Raw genomic sequence first — 21,351 nt, forward strand, 5'->3', positions numbered from 1 at the left:
GGCGGTCGCGCCGGTGTGCCTATCAATCGCGCCGATGTTGCACCGCCGCGAGGCCCCGTGACCGCTCCTGCCACCGACCAGGCCCATTCTCCCGCCCGCCAGGCGCTCACCCCGGCCCTCATCCTCGGCGTCCTAGGCGTCGTCTACGGCGACATCGGCACCTCGCCGCTCTACGCCCTTCGCGCCGCACTGCTCCATTTCAGCGACGACGGGCTCGAGCGCTGGGAGATCCTCGGCGTCCTCAGCCTCATCATCTGGTCGCTGATCCTCACCGTCACGGTGAAGTACGTCGTCTTCATCCTGCAGGCGGACAATCGCGGCGAAGGCGGCATCCTCGCCTTGATGGCGCTGGCGCAGCGAACGGTAGAAGGCGAACGCGCGAAGTGGTTCGTCGCGCTGATCGGGATCACCGGCGCCTGCCTGTTCTTCGGCGACGGCATCATCACGCCGGCGATCTCGGTGCTGTCGGCGGTGGAGGGTCTGAAGGTCGTCTCCGACGCCTTCGACCACATGGTAATCCCGATCGCGCTGGTGATCCTGCTGGCGCTCTTCCTGGTGCAGTTCCGGGGCACCGGCAGCATGGGCGCCGTCTTCGGTCCCGTCTGCGCGGCCTGGTTCGGGACGTTGGGCATCCTCGGCATCGTCGAGATCGTCCACAACCCGTCCGTGTTGGCGGCGCTGTCGCCGCACTACGCGATTCAGTTCTGCCTCGCTTACCGGTTCGCGGCCTTCATCGCCTTCGGCTCCGTTGTCTTGGCCGTAACTGGGGCGGAGGCGCTCTATGCCGACATGGGCCATTTCGGCCGCCGCCCGATCCGCTGGGCCTGGCTGTGGCTGGTGCTGCCGTCGCTGACGCTGAACTACCTCGGCCAGGGCGCCCTGGTCCTGCGCGTTCCGGAGGCGCTGGAAAACCCCTTCTACCTGCTCGCCCCGGAATGGTTCCGCCTGCCGATGGTGATCCTGGCGACCGCGGCGACCATCATCGCGAGCCAGGCGATGATCTCGGGCGCCTACACGATCGCGCGGCAATGCGTGCAGCTGGGCTTCATCCCCCGGCTCGAGGTCAAGCACACCAGCGAGACCGAGGAAGGGCAGATCTACATGCCCCAGGTCAACATCCTGCTGCTGATCGGCGTGGTCATCCTGGTGCTGTCCTTCCACAACTCGGACAACCTGGCGGCGGCCTACGGCATCGCGGTGACGGGGACCTTCGTCTGCACCTCCTGCCTCGCGCTGCTGGTCTTCCGCCGGCAGTTCGGCTGGGCCTGGCCGCTGGTCATCGGGGTGTTCGGCCCGCTGCTGTTGCTCGACCTGCTGTTCTTCCTGTCGAACGTGCTGAAGATCCCGCAGGGCGGCTATGTCCCGCTGGTGCTGGGCGCCGGCCTCTTTGCCATGATGACGACCTGGCACCGCGGCCGGGAGTTGCTCTTCGCCCGGTTCCGCCAGGACGGCCTACCGCTCAAGTCCTTCATCGCCCGCCTGCCGCAGTCGCGCACCGTGCGCGTGCCCGGCATGGCGGTGTTCATGACCAGCCAGGCCGATTTCCTGCCCGGGGCGCTGCTGCACAACCTCAAGCACAACAAGGTCCTGCACGAGCGCGTGCTGTTCGTGACGGTGACGAACGAGGGCATTCCCGTCGTGCCGCCCGATCGCCGGCGCACGGTCGAGGAGCTTGCCCCAGACATCCACCGCGTCTCCCTGCGCTACGGCTTCCAGGAGAGCCCGAACATCCCCAAGGAGCTCGAATCCCTGCGCGACATCGGCATCGCCTTCGAGCCGATGCAGACCTCCTACTTCCTGGGGCGCGAGACCGTCGTCGCCGCGGCGGTGCCGAAGATGTCCCATTGGCGCCAGTGGCTCTTCACCATCATGTCCCGCAACGCCGTGCCGGCGACGGAATTCTTCCGCATCCCCTCCGACCGCGTGGTGGAACTCGGGGTGCGGGTGGCGATCTGACCATGACGACGGTGACGGTCCTCCTCGCCCTCGCGGCCGGGCCCGGCTTCCCGGAGGGCAGCCCGGAGCATCGCTACGAGATCGGCCTCGTGCTCGACGCCGGCGGCCACCCGGATGCCGACGCCTGGGCGGCCGATCCCGAGCCGTGGCGGGCGCGGCGCATCGTGCCGGGCGCCGAGCCTGAGCAGGGCGACGTGCAGCACGACCCTGACCATGGCTGGTCGATTCGCTTCTTCGGCCGCGTCGCCGAAGGCCCGGACGCACCGGAAACCGGCTTCGACTGCGGCCCGGATCCGGTGCGACCCGGCGAGCACGTGACGGTGACGGAGCCGGACGGCCGGCAGTTCACCTATCGCGTCGTCGGAATCGCCTGACCGCCGGAAGTCCTTGGGGAGCCCCGGGGCGGCGCGCGCGACCTCTGTCGGCCTTGGCCAACGCCTCAGGCCGGAAGGGCAAGCGGCGGAACTGCGGGGGCGTTCGTGTGGCCGTCGTGCTCGACGATGGTCAGACCGAAGGTGCCGCGCGCGATGCCGTCGGCCACCTCGCCCCAGGCCTGCATCGCTTCTGCGGTCGTCGCCCGGTCGGGAAGGTCGAGCAATTCCTTCAGCTCGGCGCTTGGGATGATCAGGATTCCCGCCCGGATGGTCCCGTGCCGGAACGCTGCGGCCATCGCCGCGACGCTGCGGCGCAGGCCGCCGAGGTCGCCGGCGGCCCAGTCGAAGGCGGTGGTCATCCCGTCCTCGGTCTCGGCAAGGACATCGAAGCCACCCGAGCCCTCCGTCACGGCGCGGATGCCCTCGTCATGGAGCAGATGGCGCACGAAGCGCGCGCGGAGCCAGGCCGGATCGTTGGCGATGCCTGCCTCCGGCCGACGAAGCGTGAGCGCGCCGCTCCCCCGAGGGTTGTCGATCCGCTGGATGGCGTTGCGGTGCGCGACAAACAGCGCGTCCCAGGCCGCGGAGTCGACCACGACCTCGTCCTCGTCCCGCATGAACTGGGTCGCAAGATAACGCATGCGGACCACCCCCTCGCGCGGCGCCGTCGCCCGGCGTCGGTCGTGTCGGATTTTGGCGCAGGATCGGATCAGGGTCCAAAAAGCAAACCGCCGGTCCCGATCACTCGGAAACCGGCGGAAAACTTGGTGGAGCCAAGGGGAGTCGAACCCCTGACCTCTTGAATGCCATTCAAGCGCTCTCCCAACTGAGCTATGGCCCCCCGGGAAGAGGCGCGCCGTATAACCCCCGCCGCCGAACCCCGCAAGGGGGGCATGAACCCCTTTCGGCGCAGCGCGCGGGACGGTAGGGAGAAGTCCTCACGGTTCGTGATCGGGGAGTACCCATGGGCAAGGTCTATCCTGACGCCAAGGCAGCACTGGCCGGCGTCCTGCGCGACGGCATGGTGATCCATTCCGGCGGCTTCGGCCTCTGCGGCATCCCTTCCCTGCTGATCGAGGCGATCCGCGAATCAGGGGTGAAGGACCTCACCGTCGTGTCGAACAATGCCGGCATCGACGATGCGGGGCTCGGCCTGCTGCTCAAGACGCGGCAGATCCGCAAGATGATCTCCTCCTATGTCGGCGAGAATGCGGAATTCGCCCGCCAGTACCTGGCCGGGGAGCTCGAGATCGAGTTCAACCCGCAGGGCACGCTGGCCGAGCGCATCCGCGCCGGCGGCGCCGGCATCCCCGCCTTCTTCACCAAGACCGGCGTCGGCACCGAGGTCGCGAAGGGCAAGGAGACGCGCGAGTTCGACGGCGAGACCTACGTGATGGAACGCGGCATCTTCGCCGACCTCGCCATCGTGCATGCCTACATGGGCGATGCCGAAGGCAACCTCGTCTATCGGAAGACGGCGCGGAATTTCAATCCGATGATGGCGACGGCGGCAAAGGTGACGGTCGCGCAGGTCGAGCACTTGGTCCGCGCGGGCGAGATCGATGCCGACCACATCCACACGCCGGGCATCTTCGTGAAGCGGATGATCGCCTGCCCCGCCGGCTACGAGAAGCGGATCGAGCAGCGCACCGTGCGCAAGCACGCCGCCGCCGCCGCCGGCCCCGACCACCTCCCGCGGTAAGGAGAAGACGCACATGGCCTGGAACCGCGACGAGATGGCGGCGCGTGCCGCCCGCGAACTGCAGGACGGCTTCTACGTGAACCTCGGCATCGGCATCCCGACGCTGGTGGCGAACCACGTGCCCGCCGGCATGAACGTTCAGCTGCAGAGCGAGAACGGCATGCTCGGCCTCGGCCCGTTTCCCTATGAGGGCGAGGAGGACGCGGACCTGATCAACGCCGGCAAGCAGACGATCACGCAGTTGCCGACGTCCTCCTTCTTCGATTCCGCCCAGTCCTTCGGGATGATCCGCGGCGGGCATATCGACCTCTCCATCCTCGGCGCGCTGCAGGTGGCCGCGAACGGGGACCTCGCGAACTGGATGATCCCCGGCAAGATGGTGAAGGGGATGGGCGGCGCGATGGACCTGGTGGCGGGCGTGAAGAAGGTGATCGTGCTGATGGAGCACACCGCCGGCGGCAAGCCCAAGCTGCTGAAGTCCTGCACCCTGCCGCTGACCGGCGCGCGCGTGGTGGACATGGTGATCACCGACCTCGGCGTGTTCGAGATCGCGCGCAAGGGGCCGGAGCGGATCGTGCTGACGGAACTCGCGCCGGGGGTGAGCCTCGAGGAGATGCGGGAGAAGACGGAGGCGGGGTTCGAGGTGGGCGTCAGGGAGGCGGCGTAACCGCCCCGCGTGATTGATCGCGCGGCACCCGGAACAACCGTGCGAAGCCTTCGTCTCGTGTCAAGTCAAGGCCGGGCGGGATGAGAACTCCTGCTTCGGCATTGATCTGAAGCACGAAGTCGAAATCCCGGCGCCACTGCCGCAGATAGCCGAACTCCGGCACCTTCGGTGCGTCTGGGTCGTCCAGCGCGACCAGCGGCGGCAGGCCTCCGCCTGGAATCGAGAGCCGATCATATGGCGGCAGCACGCGCAGTGGCTGCTTTCCGGCCTCGCTGAAGACGAGGGGCGTAAAGCTTCGGCGCCACGGGACGGCAAGTGCGCCGTAGTGGAGCGCCGTACTCTGGAAGCCGGCACTGCGCCATGGGTTCTTTGGAAACCATTCGAACTGCTGCGCCGGTTCCAGCGCAACAAGGATGCGAGCCCCTGGCGGCACTGCCTCGAGGGCCACAGCTATGCTCCGCAAGTCATTGCGCGCTTCAAGCCACGTCGCAGTAATGGCCGCCGTACGCAGAACGGCAGCGAGCCCAAGCATCGCGGCCACTCCGCCCCAGCGCAGGCTGAAGGAAGTAACAACCGGCGTGAGCGCGGACACAAATAGAAGCCCCGCAAGCGTGGCAAACCGGATATCCACCTGCATTGTGCTTCCGATCCTGCTCGGGGCTATCAGCGCAAGCAGTGCAAGGGATCCTGCCACCACCGCCAAGCCGTGGTGCCGTTTGATTGCACCGCGGCGGATCGCAAGCAAGAGCGCGCCCAGGAAGCCAATACCGCACAGGGACTCGACGGCCGGAAAATAGCTGACGAAGTAGCTCAACGCAGTGCCGATCTTTCCGACAGCCCCGATCCATTGCAGTGTACCGCGAGGGCCCTCGCCACCATTGGTAAACTTCGGCGCCGCCGACGCGAATAGCAGCGCTGCCGTGGTGAGAACTGGAATTGAGGCCGCAAGTGCCGCCTGTGGAAGCCGCGACCACCACCTCAGCCCCGGACCTAAGGCGAGACCTGTCAGCGTGGCGGCATGCGCGACCGCCCCAAACGGATGGATAATCGCAATCAGGAGCGCTGCCATCACACGCAGGCCAATGCGACCGACGCTACTCGGCAAGAAGCGTTCCGCGACCGCCGCCAGCAGCGCCAATCCAACCGCGATCTGCTGATTCATGAAACCGAGGTTGAAGCACGTATGCCACGCCCAAAGCGGGATCGCGAGCATGAGCGGATGCAGCCGGCCCGAGACTGCATACGCCAGGGCGAGCCCGCCCATCACCGGAACAAGCAAGGACAGCGCAAGCATAACGCGCGCCAGAACATCCGCGCCGATCGCGGGTCCTAGCAACCCCGCAACCACGTCAATACCAATATTCGTGACTGCCCGGCTCCATTCGACAGCATACATCGCGTCCAGCGGAGGTTGGCGCACACCGCCGGAAATGAGCCACATGCGCGCTAGGTGGTTCGGAAAGTCCACCACTGGCGGGATCGCCACAACGAAGAATGGAACGCCGAGCGCAACAAGGGAGAGCACAAGGCTCGTGGCCGTTAATCGCCTCATGATTCGTGCGGTATACAGAGCTCAAGTTAGCTCAGCTCTGCTGGGTAGGTCTTGGTACGGCAACGGCGCAAACCGCGTCCCATGCAGCGCGATATCCTGCCACACCCCGCCCGTCACGTACGGATCCTCCGCCATCCAAGCCCGCGCAGCCTCATCGCTCGCATGCCGCGTCACCGCGATCGACCCGCGCATCCCCCCGGCGTCGTCCAGGATCGCCCCGCCCAGCGCCAGCGTCCCGTCCTTCGCCGCCGGCACCACACGCGCCAGGTGCTGCTCCCGCACTGCTGCGCGCCGTGCCGGTGCGGCCGCATCCGTCCCGTCCATCGCCACGATCACCGTATGCGTCCGGCTGGCCGCGATCGGCTCCCCGGGCTGCGGCAGCGGCCGATATGGCAGCGGCGCGATGCGGAAGGAGTGCGCCGTCCAACGCGCCCAGACGCCCTCCACCGCGAAGGGCTCCTCGGCGAGATAGGCGTCGAGCCCCGCCTTGTCCGGCACCTCGAGCACCATCAGCGACCCCGCCGGCTTCCACTCCGGCGTGAAGAGCGGCACGCCGAGCGCGAGGCGCCCATCCGCGGCCCAGCGCGTGATGACGGCAAGGTGCCGGTCGCGCACCGCCATGCGGCGCTCGGGATCCGGCCCGTCCCAGGCGATGATGGCGTAGCCCATGCGCGTCCTCCGCAATTCCGTCGTGTCAGACTGCCACGTGCCGCGCGCGCCGTCAGCGCATGCCGGGCAGCGGATGATACGGCAGCGGGCGGAACACGGTCGCGTGCGGCGTCCAGCGGCACGCAGCGAGCGACGGTTCGCTCGCCACCCAGCTCAGCGCCGCCGCATCCCCGCCATGCGCCGTCACCAGGATGGCACCCGGCGCATCCAGCGTCTCGGCCGCGAAGCACAAGGTCCCTGCCGCGGCCGATGGCCCGAGCCGCTGCACGCCGGCCTCACCCTCCGCGACCAGGATGGTGTGCCCTCGCCCCGACGGCATCGGCGACTCCATGGCCGGCCAGGGCCTGAAGGGGAGCGCCGGGATGCGGATGGGACGGCAGGCGATCTCCTGCCATACGCCCTCCGCCGCGAAGGGCTCGCGCGCCAGATACGCAACAACGCCGGCCTCGTCGCCCGCGGCGATGATCATCAGCGAACCGCGCGACCGTCCTTCCGGCGAATGCAACGGCAGCCCGAGCAGCAACGTCCCGTCCGCCGCGAAGCGGCCGATGGCGGCGATGTGCCTGTCGCGTGCGGCCGCGCGGCGCGACGGATCCGCGCCGTCGAAGGCCAGGATGCCGTGGGCCCTGATCCCAGCCTCGTCGCACGCCGTCATGCCAGGAACGGATCCGGGGCGGGCGCCGCGCAGCGCGGCCCCTGCCGCCACGATCAGTACATGTGCTGCCCACCGTTGATCGACAGCGTGGATCCCGTGATGAAGTCCGCGTCGTCCGCGGTCAGGAACACCACGCCGCGCGCGATGTCATAGGCACGGCCAAGGCGCCCCATCGGAATGCGCGCGACGATCTTCTCGAGCACGTCCGGCGGCACGGCGCGCACCATCTCGGTGTCCACATAGCCTGGCGCGATCGCATTCACCGTGATCTGCGACCGCGCGCCTTCCTGCGCGAGCGCCTTGGTGAAGCCGTGGATGCCCGACTTGGCCGCGGCGTAGTTCACCTGGCCGTACTGGCCCGCCTGGCCGTTGACCGAGCCGATGTTGACGATGCGGCCGAACTTCTTCGCCGTCATCCCGTCCCAGACCAGCTTGCACATGTTGTAGCAGGAGCCGAGGTTCGTATCGATCACCGCGTCCCACATGTCGCGCGACAGGCGCTTCATGGTCGCGTCGCGGGTGATGCCGGCGTTGTTCACCAGCACCTCGACCGGGCCGACCTCCTGTTCGATCTGCTTCAGCGCGGCGGTGCAGGATTCGTAGTCCGCAACGTCGAACTTGTAGCAGGGAATGCCCGTTCGCTTGGTGAAGGCCTCGGCCGCGGCGTCGTTGCCGGCATAGGACGCGACGACCTTTCGGCCGGCGGCCTGCAGGGCCTCACTGATCGCAGCGCCGATGCCGCGCTGGCCTCCGGTAACGAGTGCGACGCGTGCCATGACTGGTCTCTCCCTGTGCAAGTTCTCGGTCCACGGCCATTTCGTCCATCAGGCGCGCCGCGGTCCTTGACGGGGATCAAAACCCACCGCCGCGACGCGCGCCAGCGCGAAATCGCCGCTCAGCCCGGCGTCGCACCCGAAGCGCGCACCACCGGCGCCCAGGCGGCGATCTCGGCGCGCACGAAGGCCTGCGCGTCATCGAGGAAGAGCCGCCCCGGCTGCGTCACCGTCTCCTGGTAGCGCCGGGCCACCTGCGGCGCGGCCATCGCCTCGCGGATCGCCGCGGCCAGCCGTTCCTGCAGCGCGCGCGGCGTGCCCGCCGGCGCCGCTATGCCCGCCCAGCCATCGGCGACGATGTCCGGATAGCCAGCTTCGACGAAGGTCGGCACATCGGGGAAGTCCGGCAGGCGCTCGCGCGTCGTGAAGGCGAGGACCCGCAGCTGCCCTGCCCGGATGTAGGCGGAAGCCGCCGTCAGGCTGTCCATCACCGAGGGCACGACGCCCGCGATCGCGTCCGTCGCGGCCTGCGCGCCGCCGCGATAGGGGATGTGCTGCAGCTCGAATCCCGCCGCCTGCGCCAGGCGCAAACCGACGAGGTGCGGCACCGAGCCGATGCCGCTCGTCGCGAAGGCAAGCCCCGGCGGGCGCTTCGATGCGTCCACATACTCCGCGAGCGTGCGATAGGGCGTCTGCGGATTGACCAGCAGGAGGTAGGGCGTGCCGAGGATCGTCGCGATATGCGCGAAGTCCCGGTCGGCATCCCACTGGATGCGGTCGCGGTAGAGCGTGTTCCCCACCGCCATGCCCGAGATGGTCGAGACGAGCAGCGTCGTCCCGTCCGGCGCCGCGCGCGCGACGAGACCGGTGCCGAGCGTCGCCCCCGCGCCGGGCCTGTTCTCGACGATGACGACGGTGCCGAGGCGCCGGCCCATCTCCTCGGCGATCAACCGCGCGATGATGTCGGTGGTGCCGCCGGTCGCGAAGGGGACGATCAGCCGGACGGGGCCGGGGTAGGATTGCGCGAAGGCCGGCCGCGCAAGCAGCGCGGCGGCGAGAAGGTGTCGGCGGCGCAAGGCGAAGCTCCCGGTCGCTGGTTGCGCTCCCGGTCTAGACCATTTCGCGACGGCGCGGCAGCGGCCTGTCGCACGTCACGCCCTCACCCTGCACGTCCGGGGCCCCGGCAGCCCCGGACGGCGGGGGGGGGCTCAGCGGCCGCGGCGGGCGGGCGCGGCGATGACGGCGGCCGCCTTCTGGCGGTCGAGCGCGGCGAGGTCGGCATCCATGTAGCCGCGCAGCGTCTGCGCGGTGTCGATGGTCGCGTCCGAATTGCGCTCGGCGCGGCCGATGTGCAGCGTCCAGTAGGTGCGGATCGCCTGGGCGCGGGACGCGAACCAGGCATCGCGATCGGCGGCCGATGCGAAGGAGGCCGGCGGCAGGGCGACGGTCGTATCGTAGAAGCGGCGGACGCGGCCGGTCTCGATGTCGATGCGGCCCTGGACGATGCCGTTCGGCCCGGTCGGCTGGTGATGGTGCAGGCCGAAGTCGCGCAGCGGACGGAGCGTCTCGGTCGTCGGCATGTGGCCGGCGGCGGTGCAACTCACCGTGGCCGGGCTGTTGCCACGGGCCAGTTGGACATTGCCCGGCGTCGAGGCGATCTCGGCGACCTGCGCGTTGTCGCGCGTCACGGTGCAGCGCGCGCCGGTCGGATCGGAGGAGATGGTGATCGTCCCGTTCCACTCCTGGGGCTTCTGCTGCCCGTCGAGCGCCGAGGAGTCCGCCCGGATATGGTAGGTGCCGCAGCCACTGAGCAGCATCAGGCCGAGCAGCGCGGGCACGACGGCTGCGCGGCGATGGGCGGGGACGGACGGCATCTGGCGGGCTCCTCGACTCCAGCGGACGGACCGCTGCCCCTGGCATGCGGTCACACACAAAATGCTAGATACCTCTCATTTTTTAGTCTGACTAGATAGATTCTTTACCATTTGTGGAATGGTTCGCCAATCCCCTGCTCTGGCGAAACGTACGGCGCCCTGCTATCGTGTCAGTTATGTCCAGGGTCCGGCACCACGCGGAGCGAATTACCGGCACGGCCGACTGAGGCTGCGCCCCGGGCGGGCGCGTCGCCGGCCGTTCGCCTTCCGCCGCCCGGCTACTCCCTTCCGGACACCCTGATCGCCATGACCGATTTTTCCGACAGCCACGTCCCCGCGCGCTTCCACGTGCTCGCGGAAGCCTCGCCCGGCCTGCTTGCCCGCCTGCTGCAACCGCTCGCCAAGCGCGACCTCGTCGCCGACCTCGTCCTCGCCCGACGCGAGGGCGAATGCGTCCGCGTGGAGATCGCGCTCGAGGCCATGCCGGCGGGCATGGTCCATCTTGTCGCCGGGAACATCGCCCAGGTGGTCGGCGTCATCGATCTGCGCGGCGGGGCAGAGGCGCGGCGCGCCGCGTGAAATGGCACGCCCGGCCGGACACGAAGGTCCGGCCGGGCGCCGTCACCCGACCTGTGCGGGGCCCGCCCACGCGCCGCGCGCGTCTTGCGGCCCGACGACGCTGGATCGGAAGACGATCCGGGACTCAGCGCAGCCGGTCGCGCGCCGCTTCGATCCCGGCATTGGCGCATTCCTCGTCGATCTGCCCGCTCGGGGCCCCGCCGACGCCGACGCCGCCGATCACCTCATCGCCCGCACGGACCGGCACGCCGCCACCGAGGGGAAGCACGCCCGGCAGGTGCACCAGGTTGCGCGCGCCCGGATTGTCGATCGTCGCCTGCTGCAGCGCCGAGGTCGGCCCGCGCAGCGAGGCTGCGGTGAACGCCTTGCGCACGCTCGATTCGACAGTGTGGGGCCCGGCGCGGTCGCCGCGCAGCGTCGCGCGCACCAGGCCGGCCCGGTCCACCACGGTCGCGGTGACGTTGAAGTTGCGCGCGGCGCAGGCCTCGACGGCCACCTGCGCGATCGCAACGGCCGCGGCGAGCGAGATGTTCCTCTCCTGCAGCACCTGCGCCTGGGCGGCTCCGGCGCCGAACAGCAGGGCGGCGGCAGCGATCGTGATGCGTGCGGTCATGGGCGTCCCCTCGGGCTTCCGCGGCAGGGCCGCCGCGTCCGGGCGGACCATGCTGCCCCGCACGCGCCCGCGGTATCGCGACCGCCACGGGACGCCCTCCGTAGCGCTACGGACGCGCGAGCAGCACCACCCGCGCCATCTCGGCGACCGACGCCGTGCCGAGCTTCGCCGCGATATTCGCCCGGTGCGTCTCGACCGTGCGCGGGGAAAGGTCCAGCGCGCGTGCGATCTCCTTGGTCGCGTGGCCGTTGCCGACCATGGCGAGGACCTCGCGCTCGCGCGCCGTCAGCCGCGCCAGCAGCGCCCGCGCCTCGACCCGCTCGGCATCGCGGCTGCGCGCGCCGTCCAGGCGCGCGAACCCCGCCTGAACGGCCTCGATCAGGGCTTCCTCGTCGACCGGCTTGGTCAGGAAATCCACCGCCCCTGCCTTGAAGGCTCGCCGGCAGGCCTCGAGCCCGCCATGGCCTGTGAGGAGGATGAACGGCCAGTCGCACCCGCCTGCGAGCAGCCTTTCCTGCAACTGCAGCCCCGACATCACGGGCATGCGCAGGTCCAGCACCAGGCAGCCCGGCGGCAAGGTCGGCAGCCGCGCGAGGAAAGCGGCCGGATCCGCGTGCTCCTCGACCGTCATCCCCACCGTCCGCAGCAGGAGCGCGAGCGCCGCGCGCACCGCCGCGTCGTCGTCGACGAGGTGCACGACCGGCGCGCTCACGCAGCCGCACCCGCCAGCCGCACCACGAAGCGCGCCCCGCCGCCTGGCGCCGCCTCCGCCTCGATGGCGCCGCCCATGCGCTCGACCAACGTGCGGCACAGCGGCAGGCCGAGCCCCATGCCGCCGGGCTTGGTCGTGAAGAAGGGCTCGAACAGCTGGTCTCGCACCGCGGGCGCGATCCCCGGGCCGGTATCCTCCACCTGGATCTCCGCCCCGCCCCCGGGCAGGGCCCGGGCCACCAGGCCGACCCGCCGCGGCGCGCCCGACGGGTTGCCCTCCAGCGCATCGGCCGCGTTGCGCAGCAGGTTGTGGACCACCTGCTCCGCCTGCACCGGCTCGGCCAGGGCGACCGGCGACGGCTCGGGCAGGTCGAGCTCCACCTCGACGCCGCGCGCTTCCATGTCCCGCGCATTCAACGCTGCGACGCCGCGCAGGATGGCGTTCAGCGCCACCGGCCGGGGCGGCGGCAACTCGTTCGCCGCCCAGTCGCGCAACCGCGCCAGGATGTCCCCCGCGCGGCGCGCCTGCGCGACATTGGCTTCCAACGCCGCGGCCAGCAGCGCGCCGTCGCCCTCCCCGCCCCGCTGTGCCAGGCGCAGCGCCGCCTGGCTCTGGCTCAGCAGCGCCGTCAGCGGCTGGGTCAATTCGTGCGCGATGCCCGAGGCCATCTCGCCCAGCGCGTTGATCCGCCCCGCATGCGCGAGCCGCGCCGCCTGCTCGCCCAGTTCCGCCCGCCTGCGCGCCTCGCGCGCCGCCCGTCGGGACCGCAACAGGCCGAGGCCGAGTGCCACCACCAGCGCCGCCGCCGCGCCGAACCCCGCGACCAGGCCCCAGGGCACCAGCGCGACGAGGGATGGCTGGCGCTCCAGCCGCAGCAGCATGGGCTGGCTCGCGCTGCCGATCGGCGCCGCGAAGGCGAGCCGCGTGGCGAAGGGCCCGCCCGGCCCCTCCCCGACCCGCTCGAGCAGCAGCGTCCCGTCCGGCAGGTAGAGCGTCAGCGTCGCGCCCGGCGCCGCCTCGCCGGTCGCCGCCTCGGCCTCGAGCAGCCGCGCGGCGTCGATCTCGAGCGCGAGGGCGCGTGTGCCGGAGGCATCCCGGACCCGCTTGGCGAGGCGGTAGCGGCCCGGTCCGAGCGGCAGGGGCACCGGCCGCGCATCGATCGCGGCGGCCGCGCCGCGTGCGACGGCGGCGGCGCAATTGGTCCCGGCCGCGCAGTCGGGCCGCGTGGTGAAGACGAGCGCCGGCGTCCCCTCGGCCGTGACGGCCGCCACGTCGGCAGCCAGGACGCGCGGGTAGAAGCGCAGGATGCCGTCGGCAAGTTGCGCCAGCGGCTCCCGCGTCACGGGCAGGCCGACGGCGAGCGCCGAGATGGCCGTCAGATGCGCATCGTGCTGGTCGGCGCGCTGCGCGAGCAGGCGTTGCAGCCGCCGGCCTTCCTCCTGGAGTTGCGCCTCGGCATCGGCGCGGCGCAGCGCCGTGCCGCCGGCCGCGAAGGCCAGCGTCGCGGCGGCCCACAGCAGCAGGGCCGGCAGCAGCGCCCGCTTCACGCGGCGTCCTCCGGGCAGGTCGGGCACAGTGTCATGGGGCGGACCTCGCGCAGCCTCCGCCGCGGAGGATGCGTTGCCCGCCGCCCCGGTTCAACGCCGCGCGTCAGCGCAGCGCGAGCACCAGCAACATCACGACGCCGAGGCCGATCCGGTACCAGCCGAAGGGCGTGAAGCCGATCCGTCCGATCACCGCGAGCAGGGTCCGCACGGTCAGGAAGGCCACGATGAAGGCCGCGACGAAGCCGACGCCGATCTGCCCGAAGGCCGAGAAGTCGAGCTCCGCGCGCGCCTTCCACAGCGAATAGACGGTCGCGGCGAGCATGGTCGGGATGGCGAGCACGAAGGAGAACTCGGCCGCCGCCTTCCGCTCCACGCCGATCAACAGAGCGGTGATGATCGTCGCCCCCGACCGCGACGTTCCCGGGATCATCGCCAGCGCCTGGCCGAACCCAACCAGCAGCGCGGCGAGTGGCCCGATCTCGGGCACCGAATGGATGCTGGGCGCGGGGCGGTTGCGCTCGATCAGGATGATCGCCGCCCCGCCCGCTATCAGCGCGACGCAGACGACCCAGGGATTGAACAGCACGGTCGTGATCGTCTTGTGGAGCGTCGCCCCGAGCACCGCGGCCGGCAGGAAGGCGAGGATCAGGTTGATCACGTAGAAGCGCTGCAGCCCCGGCCGCCACATGTTGACCAGCAGGTCCAGGATCAGCCGCCGGTAGATCACCACCACGGCCAGGATCGCGCCGAGCTGGATCGAGATCTCGAAGGTCTTGCCCGGAGGTCCCTCGAAGCCGATCAGTTCCCCGAGCAGGATCAGGTGCCCGGTCGAGGAGATCGGCAGGAACTCCGTCAGTCCCTCGACGATGCCCATCAGCAGGGCGGAGAACAGCGAGCCGATATCCATGGGCGAATCCGGGTTCAGGGGCGCGCCACCTTATGGCGCGCCCAAGATGGCGTGAATCGGGCCCGGACATGAAAAAGGCCGTCATCCCGAAGGATGACGGCCCTTTCATCTGCCGGCCGCTCAGCGCGCGGCGGCGGCGGGGTAGGCGAAGTTGTCGAAGGAATTCTCGGCCACGCGGAACCACTGGTATTCCTCGTCGCGATAGGCGCGATAGGCCTCCCAGATCCGCTTGAAACGGGCGTTGCGCGTGCCGGTCTCGTCATAGACCTCGTGCGCGGCGCGCCAGGCGGCCTGCATGATGTCGCGCGGCCAGAAGCGCAGCTGCGCGCCGGCGGCGACCAGGCGGCGCAGCGCCTTCGGGTTGAGGTCGTCGTACTTCGCGAGCATCTCGGAATCCTGCTCGTTGCAGGCGACCTCGATCGCGTGCTTGTAGAGGTCCGGCAGCGCATCCCAGGCGCGCTGGTTCACCAGCAGGTGCAGCCGCGCGCCGGGCTCCCAGAAGCCGGGGGCGTAGTAGTAGCGGGCGACGCGCACGAAACCGAGCTTCTCGTCGTCATGCGGGCCGACGAACTCCACCGCGTCGAGCGTGCCGCGCTCCAGCGAGGGATAGATGTCGGCCGCGGCCACCTGCGTCGGCGCGGCGCCGAGCTTCTGGAAGACCTGCCCCGCGAAGCCGGCGATGCGGAACTTCAGGCCCTGAAGGGCCTGGAGGTTCGGCACCTCGTTGCGGAACCAGCCGCCCATCTGCGCGCCGGTGTCGCCGGCGGTGAAGCCGATGCAGTTGTAGTCGCGGAACAGCTCGTTCCCGAGGTCGCGCCCGCCGCCATGCCGCCACCAGGCGGTCATCTGCCGATTGTTCAGCCCGAAGGGCAGCGCGGTGAAGAAGGCAAAGGAGGGATCCTTGCCGACGTAGTAGTAGGAGGCGGTGTGGGCGCATTCGACCGCACCCGACTGCACGGCGTCCAGCGCCGCGAGCGGCGGGGCGATCTCACCACCCGGGAAGGCGCTGATGCGGAACTTGCCGTCGGTCAGCTGCCCGACGCGCCGCGCGATCGCATCGGCCGTGCCGAACAGGACATCGAGGTTGCGCGGGAAGGAGGAGGTGAGACGCCAGCGGATTTCCGGCATCTGGGTCTGGGCCAGGGCGGGCGCGGCGAGGGCGACGGAGGCGGCGGCGGCCGCGGCCCCCATCAGGGCACGACGGTTCATGCGGGGTTTCCTCCCGTTGGGACATGGGACTGACGCCCGCCACATAGGGGATCGCGCGGCGGGGGAAAAGGATCAGGCTGGCGCAGGCCGCGGCGGGCCCGGCTCCGGCGCGGGCGGGCTCGCCTCCCGGAGCGCGAAGACCACCTGCACCGCCCCGGCGAACAGCCCCATCCCCACGCCAAGCTTCCAGGCCAGCACGTAGTCCCCGTTCAGGTCGAACAGCAGCCCGCCCCCGAAGGCGCCGAGAAACGACCCGACCTGGTGGGACATGAAGGCGAGGCCCTGGATCAGCGCCTGGAAGCGCATCCCGAACATCTCGATCACCATGCCCGACACCAGCGGCGCCACGCCGAGCCACAGGAACCCCATGATCGACGCGAAGACGAGGGTCGAGGCCTCGCTGGGCGCCCAGGCGAAATACAGACCCAGCACGAGTGAGCGCACCAGGTAGATCCCCCCGAGCAGCGCGCCCTTGTTCCACCGCCCCCCGGCCCAGCCGAAGAACAGCGAGCCGAGCACGTTGAACCCGCCGATCAGCCCCAGCGCCTTGGCCGACAGCATCGGGTCCTGCCCGCAGAGCGCGAGGTAGGAGGGCAGGTGCGTCGTCAGGAAGACGAGTTGCAGCCCGCACACGAAATAGGCGCCGGCCATGACCAGGAAGGGCGGATGCGCCATCGCCCGCTTGAGGGCGAGCCCCATGCGCGGCGCCTCCCCCGGTGCGAGCGGCGGCACCGGCACCTTGTCCACGCGCCCCGCGATCCAGGCCGCCGGCACCATGGCGAGGCCCAGCAGCAGGAACCCCCAGACGCCGGCCCGCCAGCCCCAGCCCTCCGCCAGCACCTGGCCGACCGGGGCGGCAACCAGCGCGCCCACCGACCCGGCGGCCGAGACGATGCCGAGCGCGCTCGACCGCAGAGCGGCCGGCACGGGGCGCGAGGCAACGGCGAGCGCCATGCCACTGCCCGTGCAGGCGAGGGCGATGCCGATCAGCACGCCGGCGCCGACCAGGATCGCAAAGGCGCCCTGCGCCATCGCCATGACCGCGAGGCCGACAAGGTACGAAAGAACGCCCACCACGAGGACCGGCCGGAACCCCCAGCGCGCCGCTGCGGCACCCGCGAAAGGCTGCAGGAAACCCCAGGCGAGGTTCTGCACGGCGATGGCGAAGGTGAACTCGGCGACCGCCATGCCGATGTCGCGCGTCGCCGGGGCCATGAAAAGGCCGAGGCTCTGCCGCAGCCCCATGGCGAGGGAGAGCATGACCGAGACCCCGACGAGCATCGGCAGGGCGGGGCGCAAGGCATTCATGCGGCGCAGCGTGCGCTGCACAATCGTACCGCGTCGAGGACGAAGGCCATGCAACAGGCGCACAGGCCCATGCGCGGAGCCTAGGCCAGCGCCCGCACCGCCAGCCAGGCGCCGAGCAGACCCAGCGCGACCTGCACCACGCGACGGAAGGCAGCCTCATTGAGGCGCTGGCGCAGGCGCCGCCCGACCTCCATGCCCGCGAAGGCAGGCAGCAGCCCGGCGAGCGACATCAGGCCCAGATGCGCCGGCAGCAGCCCCGCCCCCGACAGCCCCGCCGCCATCGCCCCGTTCACCAGCACGACGCCGAGGCCGAAGCCCTGAACGAACTGCTCGCGCGGCAGCCGTATCGCCTGCAGCCAGGGGGCCGCGGGCACCAGGAAGCTGCCCGTGAACCCCGCGATGGCGCCGGAGACCGCGCCCATGGGCGGTGCAAGCCACCGTTCGGCGCGCGGCGAGGGCGCCGGCAGTTGCGGCGCCGCCAGCGCGAGCGCCGAGGAGCCCACCAGCACGACCCCGAGCATCCCCGACAGCAGCACCGCATCGGCCCGCGCGAGGTGTCCCGCCGCGAGGAAGGCCGCGCCCGCGGCCGACAGCAGGAAGACACCGATCCTCGGCGCGACCGTCGCGAGCGTCCCGCCCGCCATCGCCTGCCAGACATTCGTTGCGAGCGAGGGCACCAGCATCAGCGCGATCGCCTCCGGCAGCGGCCGGAACAGCGCGAGCAACGCGATGCTCACCGTCGGCAGGCCGAAGCCCGCCACGCCCTTCACGGCGCCGGCGATCAGGAAGACGAGGAAGATGGGGAGGAGGTCGGCCATGTGGTCATCCTGGCGCGGATGCGTTCCTCATCGGTCAGGCCCGCACCGAAACGTGGCGCCAGCCCGAGGATCGCGCCGAGCGGCAGCAGCCAGACGATCCGCGCCTGGTACCGTGCCGCTGGCCCGGACAGCGCCCCGGTCGCGAAGGCATTGACCGCGACGGCGATCACGAGGCCCGCCAGCACCCGCAGCCGCACGCGATCCCCCCGCCAGGCCGCGAGGCCGAGCGCGACGAGCAGCAGCGGCAGGCTCAGCACAAGCATCGGCAGATGCGGGGCGAGGAACGGCGCGGCGAGGTCGGGCAAGCGGCCCTGCATCTGCGCCGCGGCATCGAAGGCCGCGAGTTCGCGCGGCGGCAGCACCGCCACGGCGCGGCGGGCCGAGGCCGCGAGATGCGTGCTGCCCAGCGTGTCGGCGACCTCGACCAGTTCCAGTTGCCGCAGCGTGTTGCGCGCCATGGCGGCGGCGACCTCGGCGGGATGGTCTGCGATGGTCGAGAACACGATCGCGGCGGACTCCGGCGCCATGCGCATCGCCCCCATGGCGATCGGCCGCCCGTCCGCCGTGCGGTTCAGCGGCGAGTCCGGGTCCCAGAGGAAGCGGTCGCTGTCCATCGGCAGGCGCCGGAGCTGCGCGCAGAGCGCCCATCCGGCGCGCGGGCAGAAATCCCGCAGCGTCTGCGTCGCAGGCCCATCGGCCTGCAGCCGGGCCAGCAGGAACGTGGCCCCGTGCGGCGACACGGAAGGCTTGCCGAAGGCCCAGGAATTCGCCGCCACCAGCCCGGCGACCGCAATCGCGACCGGCAGCACGGCCCGCAGCGGCGGCCCGAAGCGGCGCGTCGCGATGGCCGCGAAGGCAACCAGCGCCAGCGCCGTCGGCAGGTGCGACAGATGCGCCGCCACCGCGAAGGCGCCGAGCAGCGTCAGCCAGGCGACCTCGAGCCGCGACAGCCTCTCCCGCGCGAAGGCCAGCAGCAGCAGGCAGAGCGGCCCGACCCCGGCGAAGACATCCGGCATCAGCGTCGCCGCGAACCACGGCGCCGAGGTCAGACCCGCCAGCGCGACGCACAGCAGCAGGTGCCCCGCCGCGGTGACATCACCCCTCATGGCTCGCTGCGTCACCCACAGGAGGTGCGACAGGATCAGCACCTGCCCGGCCAGCGCCGCCCAGAGCGACCAGCCCCAATGGAACAGATGCAGGAAGGGCCCATAGGCCGCCGTCTTGTCCCAGGGCCATTCGGGAAAGAGCGTGTGGCCGAGGTAGGAGACGCTATCGATGAAGACCAGCGGATAGCCGTTCAGCAGCGCGGGCCAGGCGAGCAGCGCCGCACCGACGAGGATCGCGGGCACAGCGATCATGCGCGCCTCCGCAGCAGCAGCAGCACCGCGACCACCGGCAACAGCCAGGCGACCCGCGCCTGGTAGCGCGGAAAGACGCCGGACAGCCCGCCCGTCGCCGCCGCATTCGCCACGATGCCGACGACCACCGCGACCGCGATCCAGATCCGCGTCGCCCCGCCTTGCAGCCACAGCGCAAGAAGGATCAGCGGCACGGCAGCCAGCAGGGCGGCGGCGTGCAGCGGCGCGAGCCAGGCCACGGCGTCGCGCAACGTCCCCCTCGACTGCCGCGCCGCATCGAATGCCGCGACCTCCCGCGCCGGGAAGCCCTCGCGGATGCGCGGCCGCAATGCCGTTGCCAGGTGGTCGGTGCCGAGCGTGTCGCCGATCCCCGCTGTCGCCACCTGCGCCGCGGTGTTGCGCAGGATCGCCGCCGCCACGGCAAGCGGGTGCTCGCGCAGCGTGATCGCGACGATCTCGCCCGCCTCCGGCGACAGCAGCGCGCCGCCGAGGAAGCGGGCGCGCCCGTCCGCATCGCGGTTCACCGGGCTGTCCGGCGCCCAGAGGAAATCGTTGGCATCCATCGGCAGGCGGTCGGCGAAGGCGCAGAGATACCACCCGGCCGCCGGGCAGCGCGCCTGGATGACCTCGGCGGCCGGCCCATCCGCCTGCAGCCGTGCGAGCAGGAAGGTCGCCCCATGCGGCGACAGCACCGCCCGGCCATGCCCGACCGCATTCGTGACCAGCAGCACCGCGACCGCCGCGACGAGTGGCACGGCGGCCGCGACGGCGCCGCGCCACCGCCCGCCCAGCACCGCCACGCCCACCATCGCGACCGCCAGCGGCACATGCGCCAGATGCGCCGCGATGCCGATCGTCGCGACCACGCCCAGCCACACCCGCTCGGCCCGCGACAGCGACGATCCCGCGAAGCCCAGCAGCGCCAGGGCCAGCACCACCACCGGCGCGAAGACATCCGGCATCAGCAACGCGACCGTGAAAGGCGCCGTCGTCGACGCCGCCGCGACCAGGCACACGCCGATATGCCCCGCGGCGGTCGCCCCGCCGCGCAGCACCCGCTGCGTCACCCACAGGATGTGCGAGACGATCAGCGCCTGCGCCGCCATCGGCAGCCACAGCGTCACGCCCCAATGGAACAGGTGCAGGAACGGGCCGTAGACCCACGGCTTGTCCCACAGCATCAGCGGACCGAGCGTCTGGTGCAGGAAGCCGCCGGTGTCGCTGAAGACCAGCGGGTAGCCGTTCAGCAGCGCAGGCCAGACCAGCAGGACGGTCCCGAGAAGGATCGGGGGGAAGGGAACTTCCCCCCGAGCCCCCCAACCTTCTTTGGCATTTGGGGACGGAGCAGCGTCGGGGAGGTTCACCCTCCCCGGCCCTCACCAGCGGGCGGCGGCGGCGTCATCCTCGGCCCGCGCCTCGACCCAGCGCTCCGTGCCGCCGGCGAATTCCTCGCGCTTCCAGAACGGCGCCCTGGTCTTCAGCCAGTCGATCAGGAAGGCGCAGGATTCCAGCGCCGCCGCACGGTGCGAGGACGCCGTCAGCACCAGCACGATCGGTTCCCCAGGCAGGATCCGGCCCACCCGATGGATCACCGTGCAGCCGGTCAGCGGCCAGCGGCCCTCGGCCTCCGCGGCGATCCGCTCGATCGCACGCTCGGTCATGCCGGGATAATGCTCGAGCACCATGGCATCGAGGCCGTCATCGCTGCGGCAGACGCCCAGGAAGGACGCGACGCCGCCGACATCGGTGCGCCCGGCCGTCAGCGCGGCGGTCTCGGCGCCCGCGTCGAAGGGCGCCTGCTGGACAAGGACCTTCGCCATCTCACCCCCCGGTGACGGGTGGGAAGAACGCCACTTCGTCATTCGCCGCGACCGGATGGTCCGGCGTCGCGAAATCCTGGTTCACCGCCGCGCGCAGCTGCTTCGGATCGGCGAAGGCCGCCGCGTGGCCGGGCGAACGCGCCGCCAGCCAGGCGACCAGGGTGGCGACGTCGCGCACCTCGGCCGGCGGCGCCACATCCTCCTCGGCGATGCCGACCTTCTGCCGCACCCAGGCGAAATAGAGCACGCGCATGGCGG

Annotated in this window: 23 protein-coding genes and 1 tRNA gene; 5 read left to right on the plus strand and 19 right to left on the minus strand. The window is 70.9% G+C overall.

Annotation, left to right across the window (positions count from 1 at the left end; translation table 11 throughout):
* The first annotated feature begins 57 nt into the window (after positions 1-57).
* Both GWK15_RS19720 and GWK15_RS19725 read left to right on the plus strand, forming a co-directional pair.
* Positions 58-1,956, plus strand: a complete 1,899-nt coding sequence (locus GWK15_RS19720; RefSeq protein WP_338147301.1) for a potassium transporter Kup — start codon at positions 58-60, stop codon at positions 1,954-1,956.
* A 2-nt stretch (positions 1,957-1,958) separates the two neighbouring features.
* Positions 1,959-2,330, plus strand: coding sequence for a hypothetical protein (locus tag GWK15_RS19725; protein ID WP_168043101.1), 372 nt, complete (start codon positions 1,959-1,961; stop codon positions 2,328-2,330).
* A 65-nt stretch (positions 2,331-2,395) separates the two neighbouring features.
* Here GWK15_RS19725 and GWK15_RS19730 read toward each other — a convergent pair whose 3' ends face one another.
* Together GWK15_RS19730 and GWK15_RS19735 are read right to left on the minus strand one after the other, a co-directional pair.
* The gene (locus tag GWK15_RS19730; RefSeq protein WP_168043102.1) at positions 2,396-2,971 is read right to left on the minus strand and encodes a PDDEXK family nuclease; all 576 of its coding nucleotides are present in this window, start codon (positions 2,969-2,971) and stop codon (positions 2,396-2,398) included.
* Positions 2,972-3,095: 124 nt separating this feature from the next.
* Positions 3,096-3,171, minus strand: a tRNA-Ala gene (locus tag GWK15_RS19735).
* Between the two features lie 123 nt (positions 3,172-3,294).
* On the opposite strand from GWK15_RS19735, the gene GWK15_RS19740 reads away from it, so the two are divergent.
* The gene (locus tag GWK15_RS19740) at positions 3,295-4,032 is read left to right on the plus strand and encodes a CoA transferase subunit A (protein ID WP_168043103.1); all 738 of its coding nucleotides are present in this window, start codon (positions 3,295-3,297) and stop codon (positions 4,030-4,032) included.
* Between the two features lie 13 nt (positions 4,033-4,045).
* A complete protein-coding gene (locus GWK15_RS19745) occupies positions 4,046-4,699 on the plus strand; it encodes a CoA transferase subunit B (protein ID WP_168043104.1) in 654 nt (217 codons plus the stop codon).
* Here GWK15_RS19745 and GWK15_RS19750 read toward each other — a convergent pair.
* From GWK15_RS19750 to GWK15_RS19775, 6 genes are all read right to left on the minus strand, one after another.
* Positions 4,683-6,251 (minus strand): hypothetical protein, encoded by a 1,569-nt coding sequence (locus tag GWK15_RS19750; RefSeq protein WP_168043105.1) that lies wholly within the window; start codon positions 6,249-6,251, stop codon positions 4,683-4,685. The genes GWK15_RS19745 and GWK15_RS19750 overlap by 17 nt on opposite strands.
* A gap of 21 nt (positions 6,252-6,272) precedes the next feature.
* A complete protein-coding gene (locus tag GWK15_RS19755) occupies positions 6,273-6,920 on the minus strand; it encodes a YciI family protein (RefSeq protein WP_168043106.1) in 648 nt (215 codons plus the stop codon).
* Between the two features lie 52 nt (positions 6,921-6,972).
* Entirely contained in the window at positions 6,973-7,575 is a 603-nt protein-coding gene (locus tag GWK15_RS19760; RefSeq protein ID WP_168043107.1) for a YciI family protein, read from the minus strand.
* Between the two features lie 53 nt (positions 7,576-7,628).
* A complete protein-coding gene (phbB, locus tag GWK15_RS19765; RefSeq protein ID WP_168043108.1) occupies positions 7,629-8,351 on the minus strand; it encodes an acetoacetyl-CoA reductase in 723 nt (240 codons plus the stop codon).
* Between the two features lie 119 nt (positions 8,352-8,470).
* Positions 8,471-9,424, minus strand: a complete 954-nt coding sequence (locus GWK15_RS19770) for a Bug family tripartite tricarboxylate transporter substrate binding protein (RefSeq protein ID WP_168043109.1) — start codon at positions 9,422-9,424, stop codon at positions 8,471-8,473.
* Positions 9,425-9,556: 132 nt separating this feature from the next.
* A complete protein-coding gene (locus tag GWK15_RS19775; protein WP_168043110.1) occupies positions 9,557-10,222 on the minus strand; it encodes a hypothetical protein in 666 nt (221 codons plus the stop codon).
* Positions 10,223-10,528: 306 nt separating this feature from the next.
* On the opposite strand from GWK15_RS19775, the gene GWK15_RS19780 reads away from it, so the two are divergent.
* A complete protein-coding gene (locus GWK15_RS19780) occupies positions 10,529-10,801 on the plus strand; it encodes a hypothetical protein (protein WP_168043111.1) in 273 nt (90 codons plus the stop codon).
* Between the two features lie 124 nt (positions 10,802-10,925).
* Here the strand turns inward: GWK15_RS19780 and GWK15_RS19785 are convergent, their stop codons facing one another.
* The 11 genes from GWK15_RS19785 to moaD form a co-directional block, all read right to left on the minus strand.
* On the minus strand, positions 10,926-11,414 hold the full coding sequence (locus tag GWK15_RS19785; RefSeq protein WP_168043112.1) for a GlcG/HbpS family heme-binding protein: 489 nt from the start codon (positions 11,412-11,414) through the stop codon (positions 10,926-10,928).
* Positions 11,415-11,520: 106 nt separating this feature from the next.
* Positions 11,521-12,126 (minus strand): response regulator, encoded by a 606-nt coding sequence (locus GWK15_RS26605; RefSeq protein ID WP_168043113.1) that lies wholly within the window; start codon positions 12,124-12,126, stop codon positions 11,521-11,523.
* Positions 12,123-13,673 (minus strand): ATP-binding protein, encoded by a 1,551-nt coding sequence (locus GWK15_RS26610; protein ID WP_168043114.1) that lies wholly within the window; start codon positions 13,671-13,673, stop codon positions 12,123-12,125. The genes GWK15_RS26605 and GWK15_RS26610 overlap by 4 nt, the downstream gene beginning before the upstream one ends.
* 103 nt (positions 13,674-13,776) lie before the next feature.
* Positions 13,777-14,580 (minus strand): undecaprenyl-diphosphate phosphatase, encoded by an 804-nt coding sequence (locus tag GWK15_RS19800; RefSeq protein ID WP_168043115.1) that lies wholly within the window; start codon positions 14,578-14,580, stop codon positions 13,777-13,779.
* A 120-nt stretch (positions 14,581-14,700) separates the two neighbouring features.
* Positions 14,701-15,789 (minus strand): TRAP transporter substrate-binding protein, encoded by a 1,089-nt coding sequence (locus tag GWK15_RS19805; RefSeq protein ID WP_168043116.1) that lies wholly within the window; start codon positions 15,787-15,789, stop codon positions 14,701-14,703.
* Positions 15,790-15,861: 72 nt separating this feature from the next.
* Positions 15,862-17,097 (minus strand): MFS transporter, encoded by a 1,236-nt coding sequence (locus tag GWK15_RS19810; RefSeq protein WP_168043117.1) that lies wholly within the window; start codon positions 17,095-17,097, stop codon positions 15,862-15,864.
* Between the two features lie 80 nt (positions 17,098-17,177).
* Complete coding sequence (locus GWK15_RS19815; protein WP_168043118.1) at positions 17,178-17,915, minus strand: sulfite exporter TauE/SafE family protein; 738 nt, start codon at positions 17,913-17,915, stop codon at positions 17,178-17,180.
* Positions 17,879-19,273, minus strand: a complete 1,395-nt coding sequence (locus tag GWK15_RS19820; protein ID WP_209442316.1) for a hypothetical protein — start codon at positions 19,271-19,273, stop codon at positions 17,879-17,881. Before GWK15_RS19820 ends, GWK15_RS19815 begins: the two co-directional genes overlap by 37 nt.
* Positions 19,270-20,637, minus strand: a complete 1,368-nt coding sequence (locus GWK15_RS19825) for a hypothetical protein (protein ID WP_338147302.1) — start codon at positions 20,635-20,637, stop codon at positions 19,270-19,272. Before GWK15_RS19825 ends, GWK15_RS19820 begins: the two co-directional genes overlap by 4 nt.
* 12 nt (positions 20,638-20,649) lie before the next feature.
* Positions 20,650-21,093 carry a molybdenum cofactor biosynthesis protein MoaE gene (locus tag GWK15_RS19830; RefSeq protein ID WP_168043119.1) on the minus strand — a complete coding sequence of 148 codons (444 nt, stop codon included), beginning with the start codon at positions 21,091-21,093 and terminating at the stop codon, positions 20,650-20,652.
* Position 21,094: 1 nt separating this feature from the next.
* Positions 21,095-21,346: a molybdopterin converting factor subunit 1 gene (gene moaD, locus GWK15_RS19835; RefSeq protein WP_168043120.1), complete on the minus strand. Its 252-nt coding sequence runs from the start codon at positions 21,344-21,346 to the stop codon at positions 21,095-21,097.
* Positions 21,347-21,351 lie beyond the last annotated feature (5 nt).

The sequence above is a fragment of the Neoroseomonas oryzicola genome (assembly GCF_012163135.1).
Classification (GTDB): domain Bacteria; phylum Pseudomonadota; class Alphaproteobacteria; order Acetobacterales; family Acetobacteraceae; genus Neoroseomonas; species Neoroseomonas oryzicola.